Source organism: Bradyrhizobium sp. USDA 336, assembly GCF_044908355.1.
GTDB lineage: Bacteria > Pseudomonadota > Alphaproteobacteria > Rhizobiales > Xanthobacteraceae > Bradyrhizobium > Bradyrhizobium yuanmingense.
Genome location: NZ_JBIYDC010000002.1, coordinates 2,138,052 through 2,164,511 on the forward strand (window position 1 = coordinate 2,138,052; position 26,460 = coordinate 2,164,511).

Below are 26,460 nucleotides of genomic sequence, written 5' to 3' on the forward strand. Positions count from 1 at the left end.
GTGAAGCGGCCGCGCAAGCGCGGCTCGAGCGTCGCGGTTATCGACATAGGCTCCAACTCGGTCCGCCTCGTCGTCTACGAGGCGCTGGCGCGCAGCCTGATCCCGATCTTCAACGAGAAGACGTTGTGCGGCCTCGGGCGCGAGGTGCAGAGCACAGGCCTGCTCGCGCCCGACGCCATCGACAAGGCGCTGACCTCGCTGAAACGGTTTCGTGCGCTGTGCCGGGTGATGAAGGTCGGACGCGTGTTCGCGATCGCGACCGCCGCATGCCGCGACGCCTCCAACGGCTCCGATTTCATCGCCAGGGCCGAGCGGATCTGCGCGGTGAAGATCGAGATCCTGTCGGGCTCGCGCGAAGCACGACTGTCCGCGCTCGGCGTGATCTCCGGCATCCACCATCCAGACGGCATCGTCGGCGACCTCGGCGGCGGCTCGCTCGAGCTGATCGACGTGCGCAGGAACGCCGTACGCAGCGGCGTGACGCTGCCGCTCGGCGGCCTCGCACTGCAGGACCTCGCCCACAAATCGCTCAAGCGCGCCGACCGCATCGTGCGCGAGGAGATCGACGGAGTCCAGTTACTCACTGCTGGCCGCGGTCGCACCTTCTATGCCGTCGGCGGCACCTGGCGCGCGCTCGCGCGCATCCACATCATCCAGAGCGGCTATCCGCTCCAGGTGATGCACGGCTATTCCATTCCGGCTGCCGAGGCGCTCGACTTCTCGCGCCGCCTGCGGCGCCTCGCCGCCGCCGACATGCTTGCCGACATCGAGATCGTCGCCGATGCGCGGCGCCCTCTCCTCACCTATGCGGCGCTGGTGCTCGAGCACATCATCCGCGTCGCGAAGCCAAAGAACATCGTGTTCTCCACCTTCGGCGTGCGCGAGGGCCTGCTGCACGAGAAGCTGCCCGAGACCGAACGCAACAAGGACGGGCTGATCTGCGCGGCGGAGGAGCTGAACCAGCTGCTGTCGCGTTCGGCCAGGCACGCGCGTGAGCTGATCGCCTGGACCGACCGCCTGGTGCGCGTCGTCAAGCTGCGCGAGACGGAAGTGGACCGCCGCCTCCGCCACACCGCGTGCCTGCTCTCCGACATCGGCTGGCGCGTGCATCCCGATCATCGCGGCGAGCAGACGCTCAGCCTCGTCGTCAACGGCAATTTCGGCGCGATCACCCACACCGAACGCGCCTTCGTCGGCCTGTCGGTGTTCTATCGCTATGCCGGCCTCAGCGAGGAAAACCAGCCGCCGGTCACCATGCAGGAGCTGCTGACGCCGGCCCAGCTCGAACGCGCGCGCCTCCTGGGCGCCGCGTTCCGCGTCGCGCATCTGATCTCGGCCGCACGTCCCGGCGTCCTGCCAGCCACGCATTTCCGCAGCCAGGGCCGCAAATTGATGCTGGTGTTCGAGCACCGGCTCGGCGACCTCGTCGCCGACCGCGTCGGCAGCCGCTTCCGTCAGCTCGCCCGCCTGGTTGGCCGCGCCGGTTCAATCGTCAGGCGCTGACCTCTCAGCCGGGCCTCATCTTCCCGGGCCGTCTGTTGAGCCACATCATCGCGCCGCTGACGAAGAGGACGAGCGGTGCGAAGCCGGCCGCGAACACCAGCAGGCGTCCTGCGAATCCGAACGTCGCGCCATTGTGGAGCCAGAGCTGCTCGGCCAGATAGCGGTCCGCCATCGACATGGTGCCCGGCGTGCGGTCGTGCACCACAGCGCCGCTCCACGGATCGAGCCAGATCGCTCCACGCGACCGCACGGCGGGATCAGCTCCATCAGGACGGAATTGCACCCGCCAGGTGTTGCGCGTTGCGGTCGGCGGATGGAGCATGGCGACCGTCGCACCGGGCTGGACCTCTTGTGCGCGTCGCATGATCGCGTCAGGTGAGAGCACCGGCGTCCCTGCCGGAGGCGGGATTTCGACTCGCGGCGAGCGATCAGGCGTCGGCTGCGACACGAGGCCGACGATGGGCCGCACCAGGTCGGGAAAAACGATGCCGACGCCGGTGATCGAGATCAACAAGAGCACGGACAGCGCCCAAAAGCCTGCCGCACCGTGAAGGTCCAGAACAAATCGGAGCAGCGAGACGTTCTTGCGCACCGAGATCGATCGCCAAAACCGCCCCGGCTTCGGCCACCAAAGGAAGAGACCCGAGACCGCCAAGCCGAGCAGCACGAACCCGGCCACGCCGACCAGTTCCTTGCCCCAGAACTCATAGAGCAGCAGCGTAAAATGGAGACGGTAAACCTTGAGTGCGAATGCGTTGGCGTAGTCACGCCGTCCGAGCACCTTGCCGTTCGAAGGATCGACCATGGTGGTCCACCGGTTCGGGTAGCTGCCTGGCGCGGTCTCATGCGAATGGATCACGATCCAGACCGGCCAGATCCGATCCGGTGCCAGGATCGTCGCGATCGGCGCCGGATCCGCTGCAGCGGCGGCGTGCATCACCTCCGCTAACGTGACGCTCTGCTCCGGACCGGCGGGCGCATAGAGCGCCGGATTCAGGGCGACATCGATCTCCCGGTAGAAGACGATGAAGCTTCCAGTCAGGCCGATCAGCACCACGACGATGCCGCCGATCAATCCGAACCAACGGTGCGCCCACAGCAGCGCGTGCTGCACGCGTCCGGGCAACATACTGGATCGGGCGGGCGCCGAGCCGCCTCGACGTGGCGCCCTGATTGTTTGGTCCATTCAGAGCACCCGTCGTCCGCGCCTGATCCAGCTCCGCAGCCGGCCCGAGGAGGCCAAAGCTCAGAAGTCGGTCGACATCGACAAGAGCAGGGTTCGGGGCGAGCCTTGCGCTAGCGCAGAGAAGCTCGCCACGCCCGCCCAGTAATTGGTATCGAACACGTTCTGGACCAGAGCGCGAACCGTGACGGGCCGGTTGTTGATGCGCGTGTTGTAGCGCGCGCCAAGATCGAGCCGCGTCCAGGCCGGGACGACCTGCGTGTTGGCCCCATTCAGATATTGGTGCCCGGTATAGATGGTGTTGGCGACCAATGTCAGCCCTGGTGCGAACGGGGTATCCCATTCGGCAGACAGATTGGCCTGCACCTCGGGCACTCCAATCGGCGTCTTGCCGAAATTGGCCAGCGTGCTCGTCTTCGTCAGCTCCGCGTCGATCAATGTCACGCCGCCAAGAACGCGAATGCCGGGCTGCACTTCTCCAAACACGGTGAATTCCACGCCGCGATTGCGCTGCTCCTGATCAGCCCGGAAGACGTTGCCGGCACCCGTCTGCCCCGACGGCTTGGTGATCTCGAACAGGTTGATCGTGGTCGCGAGCGCGCCGAAATCGACCTTGACGCCTGCTTCCTTCTGCTTGCTCAAATACGGCGCAAGGACCTCGCCCTGATTTGCCGCCGTCGTCGGCGCGGTGTCGCCCTTGCTGAGCCCTTCGATATAGTTGGCGTAGAGCGAAACGTTGCTCCAGGGCTTGACGACCAGGCCGACCATCGGTGTGAACGCCGTCTGGTCATAGGCCGAACTCACGGCGCCCGTGGTGGTGTTGTAGTTGTTCGACCTGACGCCCTGTTGCCTGACGCCGACCGTCAGCTGAAGCCGCTCCTGGAGAACCGACATGGTGTCGGCCAGCGCAATGCCGGTCAGCTCGGTGTCCGACAGCCGCGGCACGGTCGCGGGAGCCGCAACGAACTGCTGGGGACGCGCGATCGGCGCATAGATGTTGGACGACACCGCCGTGCCGTTCACCGAGCCCCGCGAGATCTCATCCCCATAGTAGCTCCCCTGCAAGCTCACGGCATGACTGATCGCGCCAGTCTCGATCCGGGCCCGCACGCCGACGTCGGCCACGTTCCTGTCGATGTCGAACTTGAACCGTCCCGGTGTCGACGTGGTGTTTCCAGCCGCATTCAGGATCGTTGGCGTCCCGAACAGACGGTCGACCTGGGTCCTGCCGCCTCCGACATCTGCAAACACCGTCACGGCGTCAGTCACGTCGTATTCGGCGCGCGCCAGAAGCGAATTGTCGTGAACCTTGGCGAACTCCCAGGCCTGGGTGACATTGCGCCGTCCGACCGGCGCGGTCGGAACGGCCACGCCGGTTGCGACCAGGAACGGTCTCGTCGGCGCGTCGAACTTTTCCTCCTGATCGATGAAATCGAGCGAGGCCCTGAACTTCTCGCCGCGATAATCGAACGCTGCGGAGCCGACATGCGCCTCGCGGGACTGATTGTCCAACGGCGTATCGCCGTTGTGATAGCTGCCATTGACGCGAATGCCGAATTCGCGGTTTTCGCCGAACCGCCGGCTCACGTCGAGATGTGTGCCGAGCTGGGTGTTTGACGCGTAGTCGGTCGTGACCCGCGTGAGATCGACATCCCCGGCACGCTTCGGAACGATGTTGATGGTGCCGCCGACGCTGCTGTTCGGCGCCATGCCGTAGAGCAGCGCGGTCGGGCCTTTGATGATCTCGATGCGCTCGACGTAATCGGTGAACACGCGGTAGTTCGGTGCAACGCCATAGACGCCGTGGAAGGCGATTTCCCCGACATTGCCTTCCCCGATCGGAAAGCCGCGGATGAAGAAGGAATCGAGAATGCCGCCGGTCTGGCCGGTGAAACGGACCGAGGGATCGTTGCTGACGACATCGGCGACGGTGACCGCCTGTTGATCTTCGATCTTCTTCGCCGTGAAGCTCGTGATGTTGAACGGCGTATCCATGAAATCCTTGTTGCCAAGCAAGCCGACCTGGCCTCCACGTGCCACCTGCCCGCCGGCGTAGGTCCGCGGCAGTGCACCGGGCCTCGCAGCGGTCGGGGTCGCTTCCGCCTGCAATTTGGCCCGCTCGTTCGCAGGCGCGCCGCGGCCCGCCCTCCTGACTGGATTGGCTCGTGGACGCGCGCGCGGCTTCGGCGCATCTGCGGTGACGGTCACCGCCGGCAACGTGCTTCCCCCCGCGGCCTGGGGCGCGGCGCTCTGCGCGCTGCTGCCGTGCAGGACGCCGTCGCTACACAAGGCAATGGAGACCACGGAAACCGCGAAGGCTCTCGGGCTGGCGCACGTCAGAAGCGTCTTGATGCGAGGGGCAAGAACGGCAACAGGACGACAATACACTTTCGACGACATCGCACCTTCCGATTTCATGAACATGAACGTCGGGGCGAGGTGCCGTGGGAACCCTCGTCGAGTCAACGAAAGCACCCTTAAATCTCAGTAGTTTATAATAAGACAAGGTCTAAATCGCGTGAGGGTTGCGAACGACGACTCTCCACGCAACGCCCGCGCGCACGCGCGCGCGACGCGAGCTCTCGCGAAGCGTGATGCGCGCGGGTCATACGAATGCAATGATGGGAGGATTCGGTCGAACCCGTGGCCGGTGATCGCTCGCGTCCTGCCAACGCGGGAAGCGCCCCAGTGATGTGGACGCCTCTCATCGCTGGAGGGGCGGCCGCACCGATCAGCGCTTCAACGTCACTCCGCGGAGGCCTTGGCGTGCCGTTCGGAGGATTCGAGGGCGGCCGCGGTGACACTGCGCCGGCGCCAGATGGTGCCGACCACCAGCACGACGACGACTCCGACCACAGCACAGAAATACTCGCCGCCGGCCCCGCCATGGCCGAATTGCGGGGGAATGCGAAGGGCGCCGAGCACGCCGTCCAGCGAGGCGCCGAACGGCCCCTCGAACAGCGCGTGCAGCCGCGGCGTGACCCCGGGATCGGTCGCCATCACCTCGCCCGCGATCCAGCCGAGCAGCGCCGCACCGGCCCAGACCAGCACCGGGAGCTTTGTGAGCAGTGCCATTATCAGCGCGGCGCCGGCGACGATCAGCGGCACGCTGATGGTAAGGCCGAGGATCAGCAGCGGCACGCTGCCATTGGCCGCGGCAGCGACCGCAATGACGTTATCGAGACTCATGACGATGTCGGCCACCACGACGATCTGGATGGCGTGCCACAGATGCGCGGCAGCGTCGACGTCGTTCTCGTCCTCGTTCTCCGGCACCAGGAGCTTTGCCGCGATCACGATCAGCGCAACGCCGCCGACCAGCTTGAGGTACGGCAGCTCCATCAGGGTAGCGACGACGCCAGTGAAGATGATCCGGAGCATCACCGCTGCGCCGGCGCCGAAGATCATGCCCCAGAGCCGATGCCGCGGCGACAGACCGCGGCACGCGAGTGCAATCACCAGCGCGTTGTCGCCGGAGAGCAGGATGTTGATCCAGATGATCTTGCCGACCGCGATCCAGAAGGTCGGTGCGGCCATCTCGTTGCGGAACTGGGTAAAGAAGGTCCCGATCGTAGCGGGATCGAAGATCTGCCAGAGCCAGTCCACAATGAGTCCCTTCGCCCGTCGCCTCTAGTCTCCCGACTGGATCAGCCGACGATCTCGTTACCCGAGAAGAACTGCGCGATCTCGATCGCGGCGGTCTCCGGCGCATCCGAACCGTGCACCGAGTTCTCGCCGATCGACTTGGCGTAGAGCTTGCGCACGGTGCCCTCGGCGGCCTTGGACGGATCGGTCGCGCCCATCACCTCGCGGTACTTGGCGATCGCGCCCTCGCCTTCCAGGACCTGAACCACGACCGGGCCGGAGGTCATGAACTCGACGAGCTCGCCGAAGAAGGGGCGCGCCTTGTGGACGGCATAGAAGGTCTCGGCCTGCTCCTTGGTCATGCGGATGCGCTTCTGCGCGACGATGCGCAGGCCCGCCTTCTCGATCACGGCGTTGACTGCGCCGGTCAGATTACGCTCGGTCGCGTCGGGCTTGATGATCGAGAAAGTGCGTTCGATGGCCATGATCTTGTCCTTGGGGAGAAAGCGGGGGTTCGGGGTTGCGGGGCTTATATCGGCGCCTTTGCCGGACGGCAAGCGACCGCGGAACGGCCTCATAGGCGGTTTCCGCGAGGGGATGGCTCCGATCCGCTGGATGACAACAATTTCACCCAGATGAACCCAATCTGAAACCGCCGTCAGGATCCGGTTCAGCTTCCCCGGCGTAAGGTTGGGCCCATCGAAACCGAAGCCTGACCTCAGGCGGACCGTTTCGGCGGCCTTTCCATCGGCGCGATAGCCCCGCGCTGGCAGTCTTCAGGAGATAACCATGTTGAGGAAACTTTCGCTTGCCGCTGTCGCCGCGGTCGCGCTGGGAGCTGCGCTGGCGCCGACCTCGGCCTCCGCGCATTGGCAAGGTGGCGGGCATGGCGGTGGCCGGCACCACGGGCACGCGCACCATCACCACGGCCATCACCACGGCCATGGCTGGGGCGGACCGCGCTTCTACGCTGGCGGTCCCGTCTCCTACGGTTATGGCGGCTGCTATGTGCGCCGGCTGGTCCCGACCCCCTGGGGACCCCGCTGGCGGCTGATCAACCGCTGCTACTGAGCCCGTCAGCACCTTCCGAAGGCTACCTAAGCCCCCCAAGGTACCTTCCAAGAGAAGCCCCGGAGCCCCCCTCGCCGGGGCTTTGCCTTGAGCGTACAAGGCGCCGCTCATACAATTTTTACGAGAATACCCGGCTTTCCCCACAGCCAGCGAAACCATTTCGCCGGCAATGACTTGGTACCGTGTCCTTACTTCGAGAAACACGGAACATTGCGATGGCTGGGCTTTTTGCCAATGACAGCGAACAGATCGACCGGCGCACCAGCCGCTCGATTTGCGATGCCGTGGGCGAACGGCTGCAGCAGAGCCTCCGGCCCGAGCCGCGCCTTCCGACCCATCTCGAGCAGCTCCTGAACGAGCTGCAGCGGCGCGAGCGGGAGACGCACTAACGCAAAAACGAGTTGCGTTCGCCGCGCCTTGCGGTGACAAGGCCGCATGCTCGCCATCACCGACCTCTCCATCCGCCTCGCCGGACGCCTTTTGATCGACCAGAGTTCCGTGCAGATCACGCCCGGATCGCGCGTCGGCCTGGTCGGACGCAACGGCACCGGCAAGTCGACGCTGTTCAAGGTGATCCGCGGCGAGCTTGCGGCCGAGCACGGCTCGGTGTCCCTGCCGCCGCGCTGGCGCATCGGCAGCCTGGCGCAGGAAGCGCCGAACGGTCCCGAAAGCCTGATCTCCGTCGTGCTCAAGGCCGACCTCGAACGCGATGCGCTGCTGGCCGAGGCCGAACACGCGACCGATCCGCACCGCATCGCCGAGATACAGACCCGCCTCGTCGACATCGACGCCCACTCGGCGCCAAGCCGCGCGGCCGCGATCCTCTCCGGCCTCGGCTTCTCCGCCGCCGATCAGCTCCGCCCCTGCGCCGAGTTTTCCGGCGGCTGGCGCATGCGCGTCGCGCTCGCCGCAACGCTGTTCGCGGCGCCCGACCTTCTGCTGCTCGACGAGCCCACCAACTATCTCGACCTCGAAGGCACGCTGTGGCTGGAGGATCACCTTGCGCATTATCCGCGCACGGTGATCGTGATCAGCCACGACCGCGATCTCCTGGAAAGCTCGGTCGACCAGATCCTGCACCTGGAGCGCGGCAAGCTCACGCTCTACAAGGGCAGCTACTCCTCCTTCGAGGAGCAGCGCGCCGCGCGCGAGCTGCTCGACGCCAAGGCGGTCAAGCGCCAGGAGGCCGAACGCGCCCGCCTGCAGTCCTTCGTCGATCGCTTCAAGGCCAAGGCATCGAAAGCCCGGCAGGCACAGTCGCGCGTCAAGATGCTGGAGCGGCTGAAGCCGATCACGGCGCTGGTCACCGAGGACGTGCGCGAGATCAGCTTCCCGGCACCGGAGAAGATCTTGTCGCCGCCGATCATCGCCGTCGACAACGCCTCGGTCGGCTACGACCCGGCGAGCCCCGTGCTCAATCGCGTCACCTTGCGCATCGATAACGACGACCGCATCGCGCTGCTGGGCGCCAACGGCAACGGCAAGTCGACGCTTGTAAAACTGCTCGCCGGACGGCTCGCGCCGTTCTCGGGCAAGGTGACGCGCGCGGACAAGCTGTCGATCGCCTATTTCGCGCAGCATCAGCTCGATGAGCTCAACGAGGACGCCTCCGCCTACGACCACGTCCGCAAGCTGATGGGCGATGCGCCCGAAGCCAAGGTGCGCGCCCGCGCCGGCGCGATCGGCTTCTCCGGCAAGGCGGCCGACACCAAGGCCGGCAAATTGTCAGGCGGCGAGAAGGCGCGGCTGCTGCTGGGCCTTGCGACCTTCTTCGGCCCCAATATGATCATCCTGGACGAGCCGACCAACCATCTCGACATCGACAGCCGCGGCGCGCTGGCGGAAGCGATCAACGAGTTTCCCGGCGCGGTGATCATGGTCTCGCACGACCGCTACCTGATCGAGGCCTGCGCCGATAGGCTCTGGATCGTCGCCGATCGCACCGTGACCAATTACGACGGCGATCTCGACGAGTATCGCCGCCTGGTGCTGTCCACGCGCAACGCGGAGGCCCCGCGCGAGCGCAATGCGCCGCCTGAGAAGCCTCAGCGCCCAAGAGCGGACAATCGCGGCTCGCTGAAGAAGCGCATCGCGGAAGCCGAGTCCGAGATCGCCCGCGTCAGCGAGATCATCGCCAAGATCGACACGGCGCTGGCCCTGCCCGACATTTTCACGCGCGATCCCAAGCAGGCGGCGCAGCTGTCCAAGGCGCGCGCCAATGCCGCCGACGCGCTGGCGCGCGCCGAGGAGCAATGGCTCGAGGCGAGCACGCAGTTCGACGAGGCCGCGGGCTAACGCCTCCACCGCGAAGCCGCTCCGACCAACCGCGCAAAACAACCCATGCACAGTACCGGCATGATGGCACCGGCGCGTGAGCCTTTGAAGAAGCAGCTCTTTTACGCGCTCGGCCGGCAGACCTGGCGGGACGCCACAACTCAGTCCGCGTATTGCCCGGCGGCCTTGATGATCGGCGCCCAGCGGTCGATTTCGCTGGTCAGCATCGCGCCCAACGCCTCCGGCGTCGCCTTGTCCTGCGGGACCGGCTCGGTGTTGATGTCGTTGAACCGGGCGATCAGCGCGGGATCCTTGAGCGCGGTCTGCAGCGCCGCGGTGAGCTTCTGAACGACCGCCGGCGGCGTGCCCTTGGGCGCATAGATGCCGTGCCAGACACCGAGCTCGAAGCCTTTGAGGCCGGCCTCGTCGGCCGTCGGCAGATCGGGCAGGCTCTTCAGCCGCTCCTTGGTTGTGATCGCGTAGGCCTTGACCTGCTTGGCCGTGATCGGCCCGGTCGTGTTCGTCGCCTGGTCGCAGGTGAGATCGATCTGCTTGCCGAGCAGGTCGTTCATGATCGGGCCGTTGCCCTTGTAGGGCACCGTGGTGAGCTGCTTCTGGATCGCGGTCATGAACAGCATGCCGCACAGATGCGAGGCCGCACCCAGGCCGGCGTTGGCGTAGGTCAGCTTGTCGCCCTGCTGCTGGGCGTAGGCGACGAGCTCCTTGAGCGTGTTGGCCGGGAAATCGGGCCGCGCAATGATGGTCATCGGCGCGTTGGTCACGAGCCCGATCGGCGCAAAGGCCGTTTTGGTGTCGTAGCTGAGGTTGCGGTAGAGCGTCGCCGCGGTCGAGATGCCGACGTGATGGATCAGCAGCGTGTAGCCGTCCGGCTGGGCGCGCGCAGCGCGGGTCGTGCCGATGGTGCCGCCGGCGCCGGTCGCGTTCTCGACGATGACCTGCTGGCCCAGGGATTTCGCCATGCCTGCGGCCGTCAGGCGGGCGATGGTGTCCGTCGGCCCGCCCGCGGCGAATGGAACCAGGATGGTGATGGGCCTGGTCGGATAGTCCTGCGCGAATGCCGCGCCAGACGACAAGAGCAGAGCCGATACGAGGGCAATGAATCGCATTGGTTTCCTCCGGATTGTTGTTTGCGCCATCAAAGCGCATTCCGGGGCGCGCGACCATCACGAAAGCAACGTCGTCAGGAACATTGCAGCTGTCGAAGGTGCACCGATGCCGACCACACTGCATCCGGTGTGACCGCGCGACCTTGCCGTTCGCCCAAGCGCTACGTCTGCGGCTCGGCTTCGCTCTCGAGCTTGTTGCGGAGTGCCGCGACGATGCGATGAACCGTTTGCAGATCCTTGACCGCAAGCCCTTCGGAAAGGCTGTTGACCCACGGCATCTGCAAAGCCATGGCGGCGTCGAAAGCGCGCCGTCCCTTGTCGGTGAGGACGACGAGCTGTGCGCGGCGGTGATGCGGATTGGCCTCGAAGGCAACGAGGCCTTCCGCGTGGAGGTCGTTGACAATCCGCTGCACGTTCTGGCGATTGCCGCCGAGATCGCGGGCGAGCCAGGCTACCGGCTGCGGTCGCTCCGCCTGCACGATGGCGCCGAGAATTTGCCAGCGGGCGCTGGTGAGCCCCAGCCGGGCCACCAAGCGGTCCCCTGCGGTCAGGAGCAGGCTGTTCAACCGGAACAAGTCAAGCATGAGGTTCGTCAGAGCATCGCCGGCCGGCGTTCGCAGGGATTTCCGCATCCGTCACCATAGACAGATATTGACATCATAATGTCAAACTAATAGATTTCCCATAATACCATATTGACACCATAAAACCATCTCGACGGAGTTCGTCATGGCAAGCTTACGCCCACTGGACCCTGACTTTCCCATCGAGCGTCAGCTCGGCATCGACACCGGCCCTTTGGTGCTGGTGAATCTCTTCACGCTCGACAAGGCCGACGAACAAAGCTTTCTCCAGGTCTGGCAGGACGATGCCGCCTTCATGAAACGGCAGCCCGGCTTCATCTCCACCCAGCTTCACCGCGCGATCGGCGAAAGCCCCACGTATCTGAACTACGCAGTTTGGCAGACGACTGCCGACTTCCGGGCTGCGTTCACGCACCCCGAGTTCAGGTCGAAGATCTCGGCTTACCCTGCATCCGCGGTCGCCTCCCCGCACCTGTTCCAGAAAGTCGCGGTATCAGGCATCTGCGTCGCGTAGCTCGCTTCGAAAACGGCAGACCCATGACCAAGATCATCCACCCAGTCGCGGGAGCGGTCGCACTGATCACCATTGCGACCTTCTGGTTTTCCACGGCTCTCACCGAGCTGTTTGCATCGCACGAGACCATAGCCATGGTGAAGACCGCCATACCGTGGGGCTTCCTGCTGCTCATTCCGATGCTTGCGGCGACGGGAGGCTCGGGATTCGTCCTGGCAAAGCAGCGGCGCGCCGGGCTGATCGGTGCGAAGATCGAACGCATGCCGTTCATTGCCGGCAACGGCATCCTGATTCTGATTCCCGCCGCGTTGTTTCTTGCCTCCAAGGCGAAGGCCGCGGAGTTCGACACCACGTTCTACGCCGTGCAGGCTCTCGAACTGGCCGCCGGAGCAACGAACATCGTTCTGCTCGGTCTCAATATGCGCGACGGCTTTAAGATGAAGGGCCGTTTGCCCGTTCGCCAGCCTGACCGCTTCAGCACCAAGCCGATTCTCTGAGGGCGCCGCCAACGGGGCTTTGCATCGGGTCCGCCCCGCTGATGTCCCGGGTCGAAGATTCTTCCGTTTCACCGCGGCGGAGGCGATCCCCGCCTACGCCTGCTTCTTCTTCGGCTTGGCTGCCCTCGGCACCGACTGCGGGTCCGGATTGCCTTCGATCGAGGACAGACGTCCAGCGGTGAACGTGTAGATGCCGGCGCGCGGACCAGTGGTCCAGGTGACGACGGCGACGCGGCGGCCGCCAGCGTCGTTGGACAGGTTGACGGTCGAGGGCGCGCCGATGCCGCGCACCACGTCGCACTCCGTGTGGCCGAGCGCGACCGTGCCGCCCATCGGTGCCGTCGTCGAGGCGTTGGCGTCGGCCGGCCCGGGCGGCGGCGCCATGCCGGGACAGGCGCCGTCGGCGCTGACGAGATCCTCAGCCCGCACCGGCTTGTCGGGGGTCAGCGGCGGCGATTCGATCGAGATGTTCTTGATGAAGAGGCGGCCGGGTTTCTGGAACCATTCGGCATCCTTCGACAGCAAATCGGCCCCGCCCGCGCAGCCCGCGACCAGCGGTGCTACGGCAGCCAACGCAATCAAGAGCGAGCCGGGAAGCTTTTGATGTCGCACGATAAACGAATTCCCCACGTGAAGGACCAGCCCTAAGCGATTGTCCCAACATCCCTTTGCGGCATGAAGGTGGCCGAAGCCAGCATCGCCCGAAAACTGCAAATTATCATTAATTGCGGCTAATTGCGCTTCTGCCACCGGCCGCGGTCGTCGGCCTGCCAATAGGTGACATCAAATCCCCGCGCCTTGCAATCCGTCCAGGCCGCGCGGGCGAGCGCAAGCGCGTCGGGATCGTCGCCGTTGAACAGCAGCACCATGCGCTCATAGCCCTGCGCGTCCTCGGGCAGCGCGGCGTTGTCGACCAGGAAGCGGACATTGGCCCCATTCGGGTTGCCGCCCTCGATCGCCAGCACGATCGGCTGGTCGGCCACATCGTTCACCCGCCATGTCGCGTGCGGCAGGAATGAATCGTCGCGATAGGTCCACAAATGCGAGTCGAGCGCATCGGCGCGCTCCTCCGAGGTCGACTGCACCACGACGCGCCAGCCGCGCTCGAGCGATTTCTCGAGAAGCGGCGGCAACACATTCTCCACCGTCATGTTTTGCAGATGGTAAAACAGCACTTCAGTCATGTCGGGTCATTTGCGCTCGTAATGGTCGGCGACCAGACGGTCCAGCAGGCGGACGCCGTAGCCGCTGCCCCAGCTCTGGTTGATGTCGGTCTTCGGCGCGCCCATGGCGGTGCCGGCGATGTCGAGATGGGCCCAGGGCACGCCGTCGACGAAGCGCTGCAGGAACTGCGCGGCGGTGATCGAGCCGCCATGGCGGCCGCCGGTGTTCTTCATGTCGGCGAACTGGGAATCGATGAGCTTGTCGTATTCCGGGCCGAGCGGCATGCGCCAGACCTTCTCTCCGCTCTCGATGCCGGCCGTGAGCAGCCGGTCGGCCAGTTCGTCGTTGTTGGAGAACATGCCGGCATGCTCGGTGCCGAGCGCCACCATGATGGCGCCGGTCAGCGTCGCAAGGTCCACCATGAATTTCGGCTTCACCTTCTTGGCGACGTACCAGAGCACGTCGGCGAGCACGAGGCGGCCCTCGGCGTCGGTGTTGATGATCTCGATGGTCTGGCCGGACATCGAGGTGACGATGTCGCCCGGCCGCTGCGCGTTGCCGTCGGGCATGTTTTCGACGAGGCCGATGGCGCCGACCGCGTTGACCCGCGCTTTACGCGCCGCGAGCGCATGCATCAGGCCGACGACGCAGGCCGCACCGCCCATGTCGCCCTTCATGTCCTCCATGCTGCCCGCCGGCTTGATCGAGATGCCGCCGGTGTCGAAGCAGACGCCCTTGCCGACGAAGGCGACGGGGGCCTCGCCCTTCTTGCCCCCGTCCCAGCGCATGATCACCGTGCGGCTCGGCCGCGCCGAACCCTGGCCGACACCGAGCAGCGCGCCCATGCCGAGCTTCTGCATCGCCTTGACGTCGAGCACCTCGACCTTGACGCCAAGCTTGCGGAGCTGACCCGCTCTGCGGGCGAACTCCTCCGGGAAAAGCACGTTCGGCGGCTCGTTGACGAAGTCGCGTGCGATGATCACACCGTCGACGACATGGCCGGCGGCGGCGAACGCTTTCTTCGCCGCACCGGCATCGCCGACCGCAAGCGAGACGTCGGCGCGCACGCCGCCCTCCTCGCCGTCCTTCTTCCTGGTCTTGTAGCGATCGAACTTGTAAGCGCGTAAGCGCAGGCCCGAGGCGATCGCAACCGCCTGCTCGCTCGTCATGGCGCCACCCGGCAGCTCCGCCAGGATGGTCATGGCGCTGGTGCCGGCGGGCAGCTTGCTGGCCGCCACCCCGCCGAACTTGAGGAAATCGTTGGCCTTGAGGCCGGTCGCCTTGCCGGCGCCGATCACGATCAGCCGGGTCGCCTTCACCCCCTCCGGCGCCAGAATGTCCAGCGCAGCACCACTCTTGCCCTTGAAGGCGGCCGCAGCCGCCGCGCGCTTCACGATCTCGGCAGCGCCGCCGAGGGCCTTGACCGTCGCCGGACCGAGCTTCAGGCCGTCGTCGCAGAACACGACCAGGATGCCACGAGGGGCGGCAGACAGCGGGACAAAGCCGACCTTGATGGCATCGGACATGGATAACTCCTCCAAAAGATGGGGCTTTTCGTCGTTCGGGCGTTCCAGCCACAACCGGACCTGAACGGCGATTCACTGAGGCGTCCCCACTATGGCCAGCCGCCCGGCAGATGCCAAGCTCCGCCGTGGCCCCCACGCCACAACAGCGAAATATTAACCATATGATGAGGGTGCCATGGGGCAGCCATTTTGTTGACGGATCAAAGGGATGGTAGTGAGAGAATGAACTGGCGGAAGAGCTGTTGGCCAACCTTGGGGATCCCCTGATCGGGGATTGGTTGGGCAGCCGGAATTCCGATCGGAATTGGGGCTTGGTGGGAATTCGTGCGGTAGCGCATGGGGTCGATCGATAGGTATATCTTCCGCACGACGCTGGCGTCGTTTGCGCTGGTCCTGGTCAGCCTCACCGGCGTGATCTGGATTACGCAGGCGTTGCGCGGCATCGACCTGATGACGAGCCAGGGTCAGACCATCCTCACCTTCCTCGGCATCACCAGCCTCGTGATCCCGGCCCTGGTCCTGATCATCTCGCCGATCGCGCTGATGATCGCGATCTCGCACACGCTGAACAAGCTCGCGACCGATTCCGAGATCATCGTGATGAATGCCGCCGGCTTCTCGCCGATCCGGCTGTTCGTTCCGTTCTTCTATGCCACCTGCGTGGTGGCCCTGCTGGTCGCCTTCATCGCGGCCTATCTCGCCCCGGACGGGATGCGGCGCATCAAGCAGTGGGATGCCGAGATCACCGCGGACGTGCTCACCAACATCCTGCAGCCCGGCCGCTTCGCCCGGCTCGACGAGAACCTTACGATCCGGATTCGCGAACGCCAGCCGGGCGGCATCCTCGCCGGCATCTTCATCGACGACCGCCGCGATCCGAACGAGCGCGTCTCGATCGTCGCCGAGCACGGCGAGGTCGTGAAGAACGAGACCGGCTCGTTCCTGGTGCTGGAAACCGGCAATCTCCAGCGCTTCGAGGCGGGCAAGCGCGATCCGGCGCTCGTGGCCTTCGGCCGCTACGGCTTCGACATGTCGAAATTCGCCAAGGGCCGCGACGTCACCCTCGGCATCCGCGAGCGCTATCTCTGGGAGCTGTTCTCGCCATCCGACAACGATCCCGTCTACAAGCAGATTCCGGGGCAGTTCCGCGCGGCCTTGCATGACAGCCTGCTCGCGCCGATCTATCCGTTCGCCTTTGCGGTGCTGACCTTTGCCTTCCTCGGAGCGCCGCGCACCACTCGCCAGAGCCGCAACTTCTCCATCGCCTCCTCGATCGTGGCGGTGTTCGGCCTGCGCATGGCCGGTTTCGCCTGCTCGGTGATGGCGGTGAAGTCGCCGGGCCCGGTGCTGGCGCAATATGCGATGGTTTTCGGCGCCATCGGCGCCGGGCTGTGGATGATCATCCGCGGTGTCGTGGTCGAGCCGCCTCCCGGCCTGATGGAGGCCATCAACCGGTCGAACGCACGGATCGCGCGGCTGTTCGGACGTCCGGCCACCGCATGAGCATGCTCACCAACACACTCGGGCGCTATTTCGCCGGCCGCTTCGTGGTCGCGGCGCTCGGCGTCTTCGGCGGCATTTTCCTGCTGCTGGTGCTGGTCGACTACATCGAGATGGTGCGCAAGACCTCGGGCCTTGCATCAGCCTCCGCGATCATGGTGGCCGAGACCTCGCTGTTCCGGGTGCCGCAGCTCCTGGAGAAGCTGACGCCGTTCTGCATGCTGATCGGCGCCATGACCTGCTATCTCGCCCTCTCCCGCCGGCTCGAGCTCGTGGTGGCGCGCGCCGCGGGCATCTCCGCCTGGCAGTTCATCTCGCCCGCGCTCGGCAGCGCGCTTCTGATCGGGGTGATCGCCACCGTCGCCTACAACCCGATGTCGGCCAATTTGCGCGAGCTGTCCAAGCGCATGGAAGCCGAGCTGTTCGGCTCGGCACCCGGCGGCGGCATCCAGGACGCTTCGGGCTTCTGGCTCAACCAGATGACCAGCGACGGGCAGACCATCATCAATGCGGCGCGCAGCGAGCAGCAGGGCATCCGGCTCACCGGGCTGACGCTGTTCCGGTTCGACCAGGACCTGCACTTCAAGGAGCGGGTCGAGGCACGCGAGGCGACGCTGGATGCCGGCCGCTGGCTGTTCAAGGGCGTCCGCCGCTTCTCGCTGGACGGACCGCCGATCGACCAGGCCACCCTGGAGATTCCGACCACGCTGACCGAGGCGCAGGTCCGCAACAGCTTTTCCACCCCCGAGACTGTGTCCTTTTGGCAACTACCGAGCTACATCCGCTCCTCCGAAAGCTCGGGCTTCGCGACAGCGGGATACCGACTCCAGTATCAGAAGCTTCTGGCACAGCCGTTTTTGCTCGCAGCCATGGTGATGCTCGCGGCCTCCGTGTCGTTGCGCTTCTTCCGGATGGGCGGCGTGCAGAAGATGGTTTTGAGTGGCGTGGGGGCAGGCTTTCTGCTCTACGTTCTGTCGAAAGTAACTGAGGACTTGAGCAAGGCTGAGTTGATGCATCCGATCGCTGCGGCGTGGTTGCCCGTTGTGGTGGGCGGCCTCACCGGCTTTTTGGCCTTGCTCTATCAGGAGGACGGATAGTGACTGCCGTCCGCCGAGGGCTCGTGTCTCGTTTGACGCGGCGCACATGGGTGCGCGCGAACGGGCGCGGCTTGTCCGTCCGCAGGCTCCTGATTGCCGTCGTCGCGGCTGCCTCGCTCGGCGGCTTGATCGACGCTGCCGCGGTGGCGCCGGCGAAGGCCCAGAGCTTCACCTACAATCCTCTGCCGCCGCGTCCGAAGCCGCCAAGGGCCCCCAACGACAACCAGATGCTGGTTCAGGCCACCGAGGTGGACTACGACTACAACAATTCGCGCGTCTCCGCGGTCGGTAACGTGCAGCTGTTCTACAACGGCACCAGCGTCGAGGCCGACCGGGTCATCTACGACCAGAAGACCAAGCGGCTGCATGCCGAAGGCAACATCCGCATGACGGATGCCGACGGCAAGATCACCTATGCCGAGATCCTGGATCTCTCCGACGATTACCGCGACGGTTTCGTCGATTCGCTGCGCGTCGACACCGCCGACCAGACCCGCATGGCCGCGAGCCGCGCCGACCGCTCCAGCGGCAATTACACGGTGTTCGAGAACGGCGTCTACACAGCCTGCGCGCCGTGTAAGGACGATCCGAAGAAGCCGCCGCTGTGGCAGGTCAAGGGTGCCCGCATCATCCACGACCAGCAGGAGAAGATGCTGTATTTCGAGACGGCACAGATCGAGTTCTTCGGCGTGCCGCTCGCCTACATGCCCTATTTCTCGACTCCCGACCCGACCGTGAAGCGTAAATCCGGCTTCCTGATGCCGGGCTATATTTCCGGCACGGACAGAACGGGCTATGGCGTCGAGGTTCCCTATTACTGGGCGATCGCGCCCGACATGGACGCAACCATCACCCCGCGCTTCTTGTCGCGGCAAGGCGCGCTGCTGCAGGGCGAATTCCGCCAGCGCCTAATCGACGGCGCCTACCAGATCCGTGCCTACGGCATCTACCAGCTCGATCCCGGAGCATTCGCCGGCCAGCCCGGCGACCGCGAGTTCCGCGGCGCCATCGACACCAAGGGTCAGTTCGCCCTCAACGACAAATGGGTCTGGGGCTGGGACGGCGTGCTGATGTCCGACTACTACTTCTTCTCGGACTACCGGCTCTATCAGTACCGCGACCCGCTCGGCTCGTTCCTGTTGCTGCCGACGGAAGCGCTGTCGCAGCTCTATCTGACCGGCGTCGGCAACCGCAGCTTCTTCGATGCGCGCACAATGTACTGGCTGAGCTATTCGGGCAACCAGAGCCAGGTGCCGATCGTCTACCCGGTGATCGACTATTCCAACGTGCTCAACTATCCCGTCTTCGGCGGCGAGGTCAGCTACAAGACCAATTTCGTGAACCTGTCGCGCGACGATGCGGTGTTCGACCCGATCACGACGCTCGCCAACACCAACAGCCTGTGCACCACGGCATCGGCCGATCCGCTGGCGCGGATGCCCTCGCAGTGCCTGCTGCGCGGCTTCCCCGGCACCTACACCCGCCTCACCGCGGAAGCGCAGTGGCGCAAGTCCTTCACCGATCCGTTCGGCCAGATCTGGACGCCGTTCGCGAGCCTGCGCGCCGACGCGATCAAGTCCTCGGTCTCCAACCAGCCCGGCGTGTCGAACTACCTGCCCGTCGGCGACACCGAGGCGTTCCGCCTGATGCCGACGGTGGGCCTGGAGTACCGCTATCCCTTCATCAACGTTCAGCCCTGGGGCTCGACCACCCTCGAGCCGATCGCACAGATCATCATCCGGCCGAACGAGACTTACGCCGGCAGGCTGCCGAACGAGGACGCCCAGAGCCTGGTGTTCGACGCCTCGAATCTGTTCAGCGTCGACAAGTTCTCCGGCTACGACCGCGTCGAGGGCGGCGGCCGCGCCAATGTCGGCGTGCAGTCAACCACGCAGTTCGACAGGGGCGGCGCCGTCAAGGTGCTGTTCGGCCAGTCCTACCACCTGTTCGGCCTGAACTCCTTCACGGTGCAGGATGCCATCAATACCGGCCGCGATTCCGGCCTCGACAAGCCGCGGTCGGATTACGTTGCGAGCGCCAATTACTCGCCGAACAGCACCTACACGTTCAGCGTCCGCTCCCGCATGGACGAGCAGACCTGGAACGTGCAGCGCTTCGAGGCGGAAGGCCGCGCCAACTTCAATCGCTGGTCAGTCAGCGTGCTGTACGGCAATTACGCAGAGCAGCCGGAGCTGGGCTATCTGACCCGCCGCGAGGGCATCCTGACGACGGGCTCGCTGAAGGTCGCGACCAACTGGGTGGTGTCGGGCTCGGCGCGCTGGGACCTCGAGGCCAACAAGATCAACCAATATGTGCTCGGTGCCGGCTATGTCGACGATTGCTTCGTGCTGGCGGCGAATTACGTAACTTCGTATAGCTATTCCGCGGGCACCGCACCGCCCACGCTGAGCCATGCGTTCATGTTCCAAATCGGCCTGCGCACGCTGGCGAACTCGTCGACTTCCAGCGGTTCCGCCGGCCTCCAGTGAATGGTTTGAAAGTGCCGGCCGCGTTTGCCCTATCTCGACGCGGCCGACATGCGAGCGACATCATGACGACGCCATTGCCTGTCTTCCGCCTCCTTCTCGCCATCGGTGCCGGGCTGATGTTCGCCGCCCTGCCCTCGCCGTCGCGCGCGCAAAACATCGCCGTGATGGTCAACGGCGATCCCATCACCGATTTCGACATCGAGCAGCGCACCAGGCTTGACCAGCTGTCGACACAGAAGACCCCCAGCCGGCAGGAGGTCATCAACGTGCTCATCGACGACAAGGTCAAGATCAAGGAAGGCAAGAAATACGGCGTCGATCCCAGCGTCTCCGACATCAACCAGTCCTATGACGGCATGGCGCAGCGCATGCGCATCACGCCGGATCAGCTCACCAAGTCGCTCGAATCCAAGGGAGTCCGCCCGGAGACGCTGAAGAGCCGCATGAGGGCCGAGATGGTCTGGGGCAGCCTCGTGCGCGGCCGCTTCAAGGAGAAGCTGCTGGTCGGCGAGCGCGACGTCGCGCAGGCCGTGCAGGCGCAGACCGGCGAAAAGCTCCAGGTCGAGGGCACCGAGTACAAGATGCAGCCGATCGTGCTGATCGTGCCGCGCGGCTCGTCGGCGGCGTTCCTGGAAACCCGGAAGAAAGAAGCCGAGTCCTATCGCGCCCGCGTCGGGAGCTGCGAGGAGGCCAATTCGCTGTTCCGCTCGACCCCGAACGCGACCATCCGCGACACCGTCACCAAGACCACCGCGGAGCTGCCGGAGCCGCTGCGCAAGGTGCTCGACGACACCCCGATCGGCCGCCTGACCGCGCCCGAGATGACCAAGAACGGCATCGAGATGGTGGTGCTGTGTTCGCGCAAGCCGACCATGATCGACACGCCGAAGAAGCGTGAGGTCCGCGAGAAGATGTATCAGGAGAAGTACGAGAAGACGCAGAAGGCCTATCTCGACGAGCTGCGCAAGGCGGCGATGATCGAATATCGCAACCGCTGATGGCCAAGCCCTTCTCAGAGCCCTCAACCGAGTCCGCAGCCAAGCCTCTTGCAGCCAAGCCTCTTGCAGCCAAGCCTCTTGCCCTCACCCTGGGAGAGCCCGCCGGCATCGGCCCCGACATCACGATCGCGGCCTGGCTCAGGCGGGGCGAGCTGAACCTGCCCGCCTTCTATCTGCTCGGCGACGAGGCCCTGATCGCGCGCCGCGCCAAGGCGCTCGGCGCCGATATCAGGATCGCCGCGGTGAGCCCCAGTGAAGCGGGTTCCGCGTTCACGGACGCCTTGCCCGTGGTCGCGACCGGCGAGCGCGCCACCGCCGAGCCCGGCAGGCCCGATTCATCCAGCGCGCCGGCCGCGCTCGCCTCGATCCGGCAGGCGGTCATCGACGTGCGCGCGGGCCGTGCCGGCGCCGTCGTCACCAATCCGATCGCCAAGAGCGTGCTCTACCGCGCCGGCTTCCGTCATCCCGGCCATACCGAATTCCTCGCCGAGCTCGCCGCGGAGAACGGCCGCGTGCCGCAGCCGGTGATGATGCTGTGGTCGCCCCAGCTCGCCGTCGTGCCCGTGACCATCCACGTCTCGCTGCGCGATGCGCTGGGCGAGCTCACCAGCGAGCTGATCGTCTCGACCGTCCGCATCGTCGCCGCCGAGCTGAAGTCCCGCTTCGGCATCGCAACGCCGCGCATCGCGGTCTCCGGTCTCAATCCCCATGCCGGCGAGGACGGCTCGCTCGGCCACGAGGAGCAGACGGTCATTGCCCCGGCGCTGAAAGTGCTGCGCAACGACGGCATCGAGGCCAAAGGGCCGCTACCCGCCGACACCATGTTCCACGAGGCGGCCCGACGGACCTTTGATTGCGCGGTCTGCATGTATCACGACCAGGCGCTGATCCCGATCAAGACCGTCGCCTTCGACGACGCCGTCAACGTCACGCTCGGACTGCCCTTCATCCGCACCTCGCCCGATCACGGCACCGCCTTCGACATCGCCGGCACGGGCAAGGCCAACCCGGCGAGCCTGATCGCCGCGCTGCGGCTCGCCAGCCGCATGGCGGCTGCGACAAGCTGATGAGCGCGATCGACGACCTCCCGCCGCTGCGCGAGGTCATTCGCCAGCACGCGCTGTCGGCCAGGAAATCGCTAGGCCAGAACTTCCTGCTGGACCTCAATCTCACCGCGCGCATCGCGCGTGCGGCGGCACCGCTCGAGGATTCCACCATCGTCGAGATCGGCCCCGGCCCGGGCGGGCTGACGCGGGCGCTGCTCGCGCTCGGCGCAAGGCGCGTCATCGCCATCGAGCACGACGAGCGCGCGATCCCGGCCTTGCAGGATATTTCCGCGCGCTACCCTGGTAGACTCGAGATCGTGCATGGCGATGCCATGACCTTCGATCCCCGCCCGCTGCTCGCGGGCGAGCGCGCCAAGATCGTCGCCAATCTGCCCTACAACATTGCGACCCAGCTTCTCATCAACTGGCTCATTACCGAGCCATGGCCGCCCTGGTACGAGATGATGGTGCTGATGTTCCAGCGCGAGGTCGGCGAGCGCATCGTCGCGCGCGAGGACGAGGAGGCATATGGCCGGCTCGGTGTACTCGCCAATTGGCGCTGCGAGACCAAGATCCTGTTCGACATTGCGCCGTCCGCCTTCGTGCCGCCGCCGAAGGTGACCTCCTCCGTCGTGCGCCTCAAGCCGCGCGCAGAGCCGCTTGCCTGCGATCGCAGGCTGCTCGAGCAGGTCGCCGCCGCCGCCTTCGGCCAGCGCCGGAAAATGCTGCGGCAAAGCCTGAAATCGCTCGGCGTCGATCCCGCGCGGCTTGCACAAGCGGCCGGCGTCGACGCGACGCGGCGCGCCGAGACCATTCCCATCTCCGGCTTTGTTGCCATGGCGCGTGAATTGGCGGATATACGCAGCGAAACCGAGTAACCAAGAATTCCGGAGGAAAGAAAATGGCGTTGATGCGTCGGCAGTCCCTGGTCAAGTTCGATGCGCCGCTGTGTGAGACCATCGTCGAGACGCCCAAGCCGCAAGGCCGTGAGGTCCTGGTCCGCATCGAGCGCTGCGGTCTCTGCCATTCCGATCTCCACATCCAGGACGGCTATGCCGATCTCGGCGGCGGCAAGAAGCTCGACACCACGCGCGGCATGACGCTGCCCTTCACGCTCGGCCACGAGATCGCCGGCGTCGTCGACGAGGTCGGCCCCGACGTTCCGGCGAGCCTCGTCGGCGCCCAGAAGGCGGTGTTTCCGTGGATCGGCTGCGGCCAGTGCCGCGACTGCGCCAATGGCGACGAGAACCTTTGTGTGAAGCAACGCTTCCTCGGCGTCTCCATCGACGGCGGCTTCGCCACCCACGTTCTGGTCCCCGACGCCAAATATCTGCTCGACTACGATCCCCTGCCCGTCAACCAGGCCGCGACCTTGATGTGCTCCGGCGTCACCGCCTATGGCGCGCTCAAGCGCCTGGTCGACCGTCCGCGCCAGCGCAATTTGCTGCTGATCGGCCTCGGCGGCGTCGGCATGATGGGCCTGTCGTTCGCGCAGGCGATGTTCAAGCAGCCGATCACGGTCGCCGACCTCTCGCCGGCCGCGCGCGAGACCGCACTCAAGAACGGTGCCGCTGTCGCCTACGATCCGGCCGAGCCCGACGTGATCAAGCGCATCCTGAAAGAGACCGAAGGCGGCTTCGACGAGATCGTCGATTTCGCCGGCAACGAGAAGTCGATGGCCTTTGCCGTCGCGGTTGCCGCGCGCGGCGGCAAGATCGTGGTCTCCGGCCTGATGGGCGGCCAGTTCACGCTGCCGATGGTGCAATGGGTCTACAAGCGCATGACCATCGAAGGTTTCATGGTCGGCACGCTCGCGGAGGCTCACGAGTTGATGGCGCTCGCCCGCGCCGGTAAGATCAAGCCGACGCCGATGCGCGAGGAGCCGATGGGCGACGTGCAGAAGTGGATCGACGAATTGCGTGCCGGCAAGGTCGTCGGCCGCATCGTCCTGAAGAACTGACCGCGGCGCGGCGGGTCCGACGCAAGTCTCGCCCGGCCGCACGGAACGCCTGCGGCCGCGCCGCGTTGGCTGCGCATGTCGATCCGTTGCACCGTCGAAAGCGCATTCTTCATCGCCTGGAGCTGCCTGGAGAAGAGCGGCGAGCTCGGGCCGCCGGACGCGAGCGCGAACTTCCTGCTCGACGCCATCGAGGCCCAGCTTCGAACCGGTGAGCGCCGGCAATTGATGCTCGCCAACCGGGCGATCGACGCTTACCGCGCCGCCGCGTCACAGGGCCGACTGAGGGAGGATCGCGAAATCCGCTGCGGCTGACGATCCTCGCTGCCGTCCAGCCCGCTGAAGCCGCGACGCCGTACTCTAGTTTTCAACGTTCGAACGTCCGTTGTGTGCACTTTGGAACCGTCGGTTCCGCCGCGGAAACGTAGGTTTGCCGCTGGCGCCGATTCCCGGCCCGCCCAAGAGAACACAATGTGACCGGTCGGCCCCAGAACGATCTGCTCCGGCAGCTCAATCATCAGGATTTCGAACTGCTCGCGCCTCACCTCCAGCCGATTGAAGTCGAGGCGAGCCACGTCCTGCATCACGCCGGCGACGACGTCGCCGCGGTCCATTTTCCATGCGGTCCCGCGCTGGTGTCGTTCGCCGTGCCGGTCGAGGACGACCGCGAGGTCGAAAGCCTGCTGGTGGGGCGCGAGGGTGCGGTGGGCATCGCCGCCGGCCGAAGCCCTTCGCTCGCCTATTCGCGCATGATCGTGAAGCTCGGCGGCACCCTGATGCGGCTGCCGCTGCGCGCGCTCGAGCAGGCGCAGCCGAGGTCGGCGACGCTCCAGGACGCCTTCGCGCGCTACGCCGACTGTCAGTTCGCGCAGCTCTTGCAGACTGCGGCTTGCAACGCAGCGCATTCGATCGAGCAGCGTGCCGCCAAGTGGATCATGTCCGCGCAGGAACATATCGGCGGAGCCGAGATTCCGCTCACCCACGAGCAGCTCGCCGGCATGCTGGGCGTCTCCCGCAGCTATGCCAGCCGCGTCATCCAGATGTTCAAGGCGCGGCGCATCCTCGCGACCCGCCGCGGCGCCATCCTGATCCTCGACGCAGCAGCGCTCGAGGCGAGAGCCTGCTGCTGCAACGATTGGGTGAAGAAGCATTTCGACGAGGTACGTGGTGGAGCGGCAACCGCGGAGGGCTGATGCCTCTTCTATCACGCCTGACGCGGCGACTGCCGCTTCAGATGAAGATAGGCCGGACTGAAATCGCCGAGCCGCTGCAGCTCGCGCCATTTCAGCACGACCAGCTCGCCGTCGCGAAGATCCATCGCGCCGCTGCGCCTGAGATCTGCGAGCGTCCGATTCACCGTCGCGATTGCCATGCCGAGCGTCTCGCCGAGCTGTGCGAGGCTAATCGGCATGCGGCAGCGATTGCCGCGCACCAGCTGCGCCGCGCGGGCACGGTAGAACAGCTCGCAAAACAGATGCGCCATGCGCGTCTGCATCGGCCGGGCGCTGTTGTTGGTGATGGCCTCGCGAAAGATCGCGGCGTCGCGCAGCGTCTCGCGCCAGACTGCGAGCCCGAAGGTCGGCCTCCGTCGGAACGCGATGAACAATTCGCGGTGCGGGATGAACGCAACCGACGCCGGCCCGAGCGCACTGAGCCCGTGATCCATCTGATCGATGAACAGCCCCTGCGCATCCGGAAGATCGCCGGTGAGGTGGAACGCCAGATATTGCCGCCGCCCGCTGCCGAGCAGGTGATAGCGGGCAACCATGCCGGAGACGACCAAAGCGGAATGCTCGGGCTCGTCGCCTTGACGGATGAAATCCTCATTGGGTGCGTAATCGCGCAGCATGAAGGTCAACGCGCGAATCTCGGCAATATCCTCCTCTACGAGCACCGTGTGCTCGCCGAGGTTCCGTATCAGCACGTCGTGAGCTCTTTCCATGGGGCGGCCAAAAATCTCGCCGGTTCTATCAAATGATACGTCCGGCTTGCGTTCAGCGGACTAGAACGCAGATCGGTAGCACAGGTTGCTAACCGGCTTGCGACGCATCGATCGCAGCCACGCCATTCCCCCGATTTCGGACGGCCGGCCTTCATATGAAAAGCACCACTCTCCTGGAACGCATCCGGCGCCTGTTCGCATCCGATGCCTGCGAGCATCTGGACAGCATCAGAGATGCCTTGCTGAAGGGAACACTGAGGGAGCCGGTTCGGCCGATGTCGGATCAGGAGCTCGCTCGCGCCATCCGCGAGTTCCGCTCCGTGCCGGTTTCCGACTGGACGCTTGCGAAACTGTCGCGTCGCCTGGCCGAGGCGTCCGTGCCGCGGGACGGCTGAAGCGGCAC

26 protein-coding genes are annotated in these 26,460 nt (G+C 65.5%); 16 read left to right on the forward strand and 10 right to left on the reverse strand.

From position 1 onward, the window contains the following. Positions 1-1,503, forward strand: coding sequence for an exopolyphosphatase (ppx, locus tag ABIA45_RS11030; RefSeq protein ID WP_271546978.1), 1,503 nt, complete (start codon positions 1-3; stop codon positions 1,501-1,503). A gap of 4 nt (positions 1,504-1,507) precedes the next feature. On the opposite strand, the gene ABIA45_RS11035 is transcribed toward ppx, so the two are convergent. The 4 genes from ABIA45_RS11035 to ndk form a co-directional block, all read right to left on the reverse strand. Next, positions 1,508-2,632: a PepSY-associated TM helix domain-containing protein gene (locus ABIA45_RS11035; protein ID WP_404652024.1), complete on the reverse strand. Its 1,125-nt coding sequence runs from the start codon at positions 2,630-2,632 to the stop codon at positions 1,508-1,510. Positions 2,633-2,749: 117 nt separating this feature from the next. Then, positions 2,750-5,086 carry a TonB-dependent receptor gene (locus ABIA45_RS11040; RefSeq protein ID WP_404652026.1) on the reverse strand — a complete coding sequence of 779 codons (2,337 nt, stop codon included), beginning with the start codon at positions 5,084-5,086 and terminating at the stop codon, positions 2,750-2,752. A gap of 345 nt (positions 5,087-5,431) precedes the next feature. Further along, positions 5,432-6,292, reverse strand: a complete 861-nt coding sequence (locus ABIA45_RS11045; RefSeq protein WP_275499374.1) for a TerC family protein — start codon at positions 6,290-6,292, stop codon at positions 5,432-5,434. A gap of 41 nt (positions 6,293-6,333) precedes the next feature. After that, positions 6,334-6,756, reverse strand: coding sequence for a nucleoside-diphosphate kinase (gene ndk, locus ABIA45_RS11050; protein ID WP_036000620.1), 423 nt, complete (start codon positions 6,754-6,756; stop codon positions 6,334-6,336). Positions 6,757-7,060: 304 nt separating this feature from the next. Between ndk and ABIA45_RS11055 the strand changes: the two genes are divergently transcribed. From ABIA45_RS11055 to ABIA45_RS11065, 3 genes are all read left to right on the forward strand, one after another. Continuing rightward, on the forward strand, positions 7,061-7,342 hold the full coding sequence (locus ABIA45_RS11055; RefSeq protein WP_074447892.1) for a sulfur globule protein precursor: 282 nt from the start codon (positions 7,061-7,063) through the stop codon (positions 7,340-7,342). A gap of 215 nt (positions 7,343-7,557) precedes the next feature. Beyond that, the gene (locus ABIA45_RS11060; RefSeq protein ID WP_167361656.1) at positions 7,558-7,731 is read left to right on the forward strand and encodes a hypothetical protein; all 174 of its coding nucleotides are present in this window, start codon (positions 7,558-7,560) and stop codon (positions 7,729-7,731) included. A 46-nt stretch (positions 7,732-7,777) separates the two neighbouring features. Then, entirely contained in the window at positions 7,778-9,637 is a 1,860-nt protein-coding gene (locus ABIA45_RS11065; protein ID WP_404652028.1) for an ABC-F family ATP-binding cassette domain-containing protein, read from the forward strand. A 140-nt stretch (positions 9,638-9,777) separates the two neighbouring features. Here ABIA45_RS11065 and ABIA45_RS11070 read toward each other — a convergent pair whose 3' ends face one another. Together ABIA45_RS11070 and ABIA45_RS11075 are read right to left on the reverse strand one after the other, a co-directional pair. Beyond that, positions 9,778-10,743 carry a tripartite tricarboxylate transporter substrate-binding protein gene (locus ABIA45_RS11070; protein ID WP_404652030.1) on the reverse strand — a complete coding sequence of 322 codons (966 nt, stop codon included), beginning with the start codon at positions 10,741-10,743 and terminating at the stop codon, positions 9,778-9,780. A gap of 161 nt (positions 10,744-10,904) precedes the next feature. After that, positions 10,905-11,375: a MarR family winged helix-turn-helix transcriptional regulator gene (locus tag ABIA45_RS11075; protein WP_271546994.1), complete on the reverse strand. Its 471-nt coding sequence runs from the start codon at positions 11,373-11,375 to the stop codon at positions 10,905-10,907. A gap of 97 nt (positions 11,376-11,472) precedes the next feature. Between ABIA45_RS11075 and ABIA45_RS11080 the strand changes: the two genes are divergently transcribed. Continuing rightward, a complete protein-coding gene (locus tag ABIA45_RS11080; RefSeq protein WP_157284601.1) occupies positions 11,473-11,841 on the forward strand; it encodes an antibiotic biosynthesis monooxygenase in 369 nt (122 codons plus the stop codon). A 23-nt stretch (positions 11,842-11,864) separates the two neighbouring features. Further along, positions 11,865-12,338 carry a hypothetical protein gene (locus ABIA45_RS11085; RefSeq protein ID WP_271546999.1) on the forward strand — a complete coding sequence of 158 codons (474 nt, stop codon included), beginning with the start codon at positions 11,865-11,867 and terminating at the stop codon, positions 12,336-12,338. A 93-nt stretch (positions 12,339-12,431) separates the two neighbouring features. Here ABIA45_RS11085 and ABIA45_RS11090 read toward each other — a convergent pair whose 3' ends face one another. From ABIA45_RS11090 to ABIA45_RS11100, 3 genes are all read right to left on the reverse strand, one after another. Next, entirely contained in the window at positions 12,432-12,911 is a 480-nt protein-coding gene (locus tag ABIA45_RS11090) for a hypothetical protein (RefSeq protein WP_271547271.1), read from the reverse strand. A gap of 158 nt (positions 12,912-13,069) precedes the next feature. Continuing rightward, complete coding sequence (locus ABIA45_RS11095; protein ID WP_157284599.1) at positions 13,070-13,522, reverse strand: DNA polymerase III subunit chi; 453 nt, start codon at positions 13,520-13,522, stop codon at positions 13,070-13,072. A 6-nt stretch (positions 13,523-13,528) separates the two neighbouring features. Then, positions 13,529-15,028, reverse strand: coding sequence for a leucyl aminopeptidase (locus tag ABIA45_RS11100; RefSeq protein ID WP_404652034.1), 1,500 nt, complete (start codon positions 15,026-15,028; stop codon positions 13,529-13,531). A 336-nt stretch (positions 15,029-15,364) separates the two neighbouring features. On the opposite strand from ABIA45_RS11100, the gene lptF reads away from it, so the two are divergent. From lptF to ABIA45_RS11145, 9 genes are all read left to right on the forward strand, one after another. Beyond that, entirely contained in the window at positions 15,365-16,531 is a 1,167-nt protein-coding gene (gene lptF / locus ABIA45_RS11105; protein ID WP_157284597.1) for an LPS export ABC transporter permease LptF, read from the forward strand. Beyond that, positions 16,528-17,625, forward strand: a complete 1,098-nt coding sequence (gene lptG / locus ABIA45_RS11110) for an LPS export ABC transporter permease LptG (RefSeq protein ID WP_036033998.1) — start codon at positions 16,528-16,530, stop codon at positions 17,623-17,625. The genes lptF and lptG overlap by 4 nt, the downstream gene beginning before the upstream one ends. Next, complete coding sequence (locus ABIA45_RS11115) at positions 17,625-20,114, forward strand: LPS-assembly protein LptD (protein WP_404652035.1); 2,490 nt, start codon at positions 17,625-17,627, stop codon at positions 20,112-20,114. Before lptG ends, ABIA45_RS11115 begins: the two co-directional genes overlap by 1 nt. A 62-nt stretch (positions 20,115-20,176) precedes the next feature. After that, positions 20,177-21,112, forward strand: a complete 936-nt coding sequence (locus tag ABIA45_RS11120; protein WP_404652037.1) for a peptidylprolyl isomerase — start codon at positions 20,177-20,179, stop codon at positions 21,110-21,112. Then, on the forward strand, positions 21,112-22,179 hold the full coding sequence (gene pdxA / locus ABIA45_RS11125; protein WP_404652039.1) for a 4-hydroxythreonine-4-phosphate dehydrogenase PdxA: 1,068 nt from the start codon (positions 21,112-21,114) through the stop codon (positions 22,177-22,179). The genes ABIA45_RS11120 and pdxA overlap by 1 nt, the downstream gene beginning before the upstream one ends. Next, positions 22,179-23,036, forward strand: a complete 858-nt coding sequence (gene rsmA, locus ABIA45_RS11130; RefSeq protein ID WP_271547010.1) for a 16S rRNA (adenine(1518)-N(6)/adenine(1519)-N(6))-dimethyltransferase RsmA — start codon at positions 22,179-22,181, stop codon at positions 23,034-23,036. Before pdxA ends, rsmA begins: the two co-directional genes overlap by 1 nt. 23 nt (positions 23,037-23,059) lie before the next feature. Beyond that, positions 23,060-24,118, forward strand: a complete 1,059-nt coding sequence (locus tag ABIA45_RS11135) for an alcohol dehydrogenase (RefSeq protein ID WP_271547012.1) — start codon at positions 23,060-23,062, stop codon at positions 24,116-24,118. Positions 24,119-24,193: 75 nt separating this feature from the next. Next, positions 24,194-24,430 (forward strand): hypothetical protein, encoded by a 237-nt coding sequence (locus ABIA45_RS11140; protein WP_157284592.1) that lies wholly within the window; start codon positions 24,194-24,196, stop codon positions 24,428-24,430. A gap of 158 nt (positions 24,431-24,588) precedes the next feature. Next, positions 24,589-25,308: a Crp/Fnr family transcriptional regulator gene (locus ABIA45_RS11145; RefSeq protein WP_271547014.1), complete on the forward strand. Its 720-nt coding sequence runs from the start codon at positions 24,589-24,591 to the stop codon at positions 25,306-25,308. Positions 25,309-25,319: 11 nt separating this feature from the next. Here ABIA45_RS11145 and ABIA45_RS11150 read toward each other — a convergent pair whose 3' ends face one another. After that, positions 25,320-26,057: a Crp/Fnr family transcriptional regulator gene (locus ABIA45_RS11150; protein ID WP_157284591.1), complete on the reverse strand. Its 738-nt coding sequence runs from the start codon at positions 26,055-26,057 to the stop codon at positions 25,320-25,322. A gap of 155 nt (positions 26,058-26,212) precedes the next feature. Here ABIA45_RS11150 and ABIA45_RS11155 point away from each other — a divergent pair, with 155 nt between their 5' ends. Beyond that, complete coding sequence (locus tag ABIA45_RS11155; protein ID WP_271547018.1) at positions 26,213-26,452, forward strand: hypothetical protein; 240 nt, start codon at positions 26,213-26,215, stop codon at positions 26,450-26,452. Positions 26,453-26,460: the final 8 nt, after the last annotated feature.

Bases quoted from the DNA above. Each gene is read 5' to 3' on its own strand.
- rsmA (WP_271547010.1), top strand. From the start codon at position 22,179: ATGAGCGCGATCGACGACCTCCCGCCGCTGCGCGAGGTCATTCGCCAG.
- ABIA45_RS11065 (WP_404652028.1), top strand. From the start codon at position 7,778: ATGCTCGCCATCACCGACCTCTCCATCCGCCTCGCCGGACGCCTTTTG.
- ABIA45_RS11100 (WP_404652034.1), bottom strand. From the start codon at position 15,028: ATGTCCGATGCCATCAAGGTCGGCTTTGTCCCGCTGTCTGCCGCCCCT.
- ABIA45_RS11155 (WP_271547018.1), top strand. From the start codon at position 26,213: ATGAAAAGCACCACTCTCCTGGAACGCATCCGGCGCCTGTTCGCATCC.
- ABIA45_RS11035 (WP_404652024.1), bottom strand. From the start codon at position 2,632: ATGTTGCCCGGACGCGTGCAGCACGCGCTGCTGTGGGCGCACCGTTGG.
- ABIA45_RS11135 (WP_271547012.1), top strand. From the start codon at position 23,060: ATGGCGTTGATGCGTCGGCAGTCCCTGGTCAAGTTCGATGCGCCGCTG.
- ABIA45_RS11060 (WP_167361656.1), top strand. From the start codon at position 7,558: ATGGCTGGGCTTTTTGCCAATGACAGCGAACAGATCGACCGGCGCACC.
- pdxA (WP_404652039.1), top strand. From the start codon at position 21,112: ATGGCCAAGCCCTTCTCAGAGCCCTCAACCGAGTCCGCAGCCAAGCCT.
- ABIA45_RS11120 (WP_404652037.1), top strand. From the start codon at position 20,177: ATGACGACGCCATTGCCTGTCTTCCGCCTCCTTCTCGCCATCGGTGCC.
- ABIA45_RS11140 (WP_157284592.1), top strand. From the start codon at position 24,194: ATGTCGATCCGTTGCACCGTCGAAAGCGCATTCTTCATCGCCTGGAGC.
- ABIA45_RS11150 (WP_157284591.1), bottom strand. From the start codon at position 26,057: ATGGAAAGAGCTCACGACGTGCTGATACGGAACCTCGGCGAGCACACG.
- ABIA45_RS11095 (WP_157284599.1), bottom strand. From the start codon at position 13,522: ATGACTGAAGTGCTGTTTTACCATCTGCAAAACATGACGGTGGAGAAT.
- ndk (WP_036000620.1), bottom strand. From the start codon at position 6,756: ATGGCCATCGAACGCACTTTCTCGATCATCAAGCCCGACGCGACCGAG.
- ABIA45_RS11075 (WP_271546994.1), bottom strand. From the start codon at position 11,375: ATGCGGAAATCCCTGCGAACGCCGGCCGGCGATGCTCTGACGAACCTC.
- ABIA45_RS11055 (WP_074447892.1), top strand. From the start codon at position 7,061: ATGTTGAGGAAACTTTCGCTTGCCGCTGTCGCCGCGGTCGCGCTGGGA.
- ABIA45_RS11040 (WP_404652026.1), bottom strand. From the start codon at position 5,086: ATGTCGTCGAAAGTGTATTGTCGTCCTGTTGCCGTTCTTGCCCCTCGC.
- lptF (WP_157284597.1), top strand. From the start codon at position 15,365: ATGGGGTCGATCGATAGGTATATCTTCCGCACGACGCTGGCGTCGTTT.
- ABIA45_RS11085 (WP_271546999.1), top strand. From the start codon at position 11,865: ATGACCAAGATCATCCACCCAGTCGCGGGAGCGGTCGCACTGATCACC.
- lptG (WP_036033998.1), top strand. From the start codon at position 16,528: ATGAGCATGCTCACCAACACACTCGGGCGCTATTTCGCCGGCCGCTTC.
- ABIA45_RS11080 (WP_157284601.1), top strand. From the start codon at position 11,473: ATGGCAAGCTTACGCCCACTGGACCCTGACTTTCCCATCGAGCGTCAG.
- ABIA45_RS11070 (WP_404652030.1), bottom strand. From the start codon at position 10,743: ATGCGATTCATTGCCCTCGTATCGGCTCTGCTCTTGTCGTCTGGCGCG.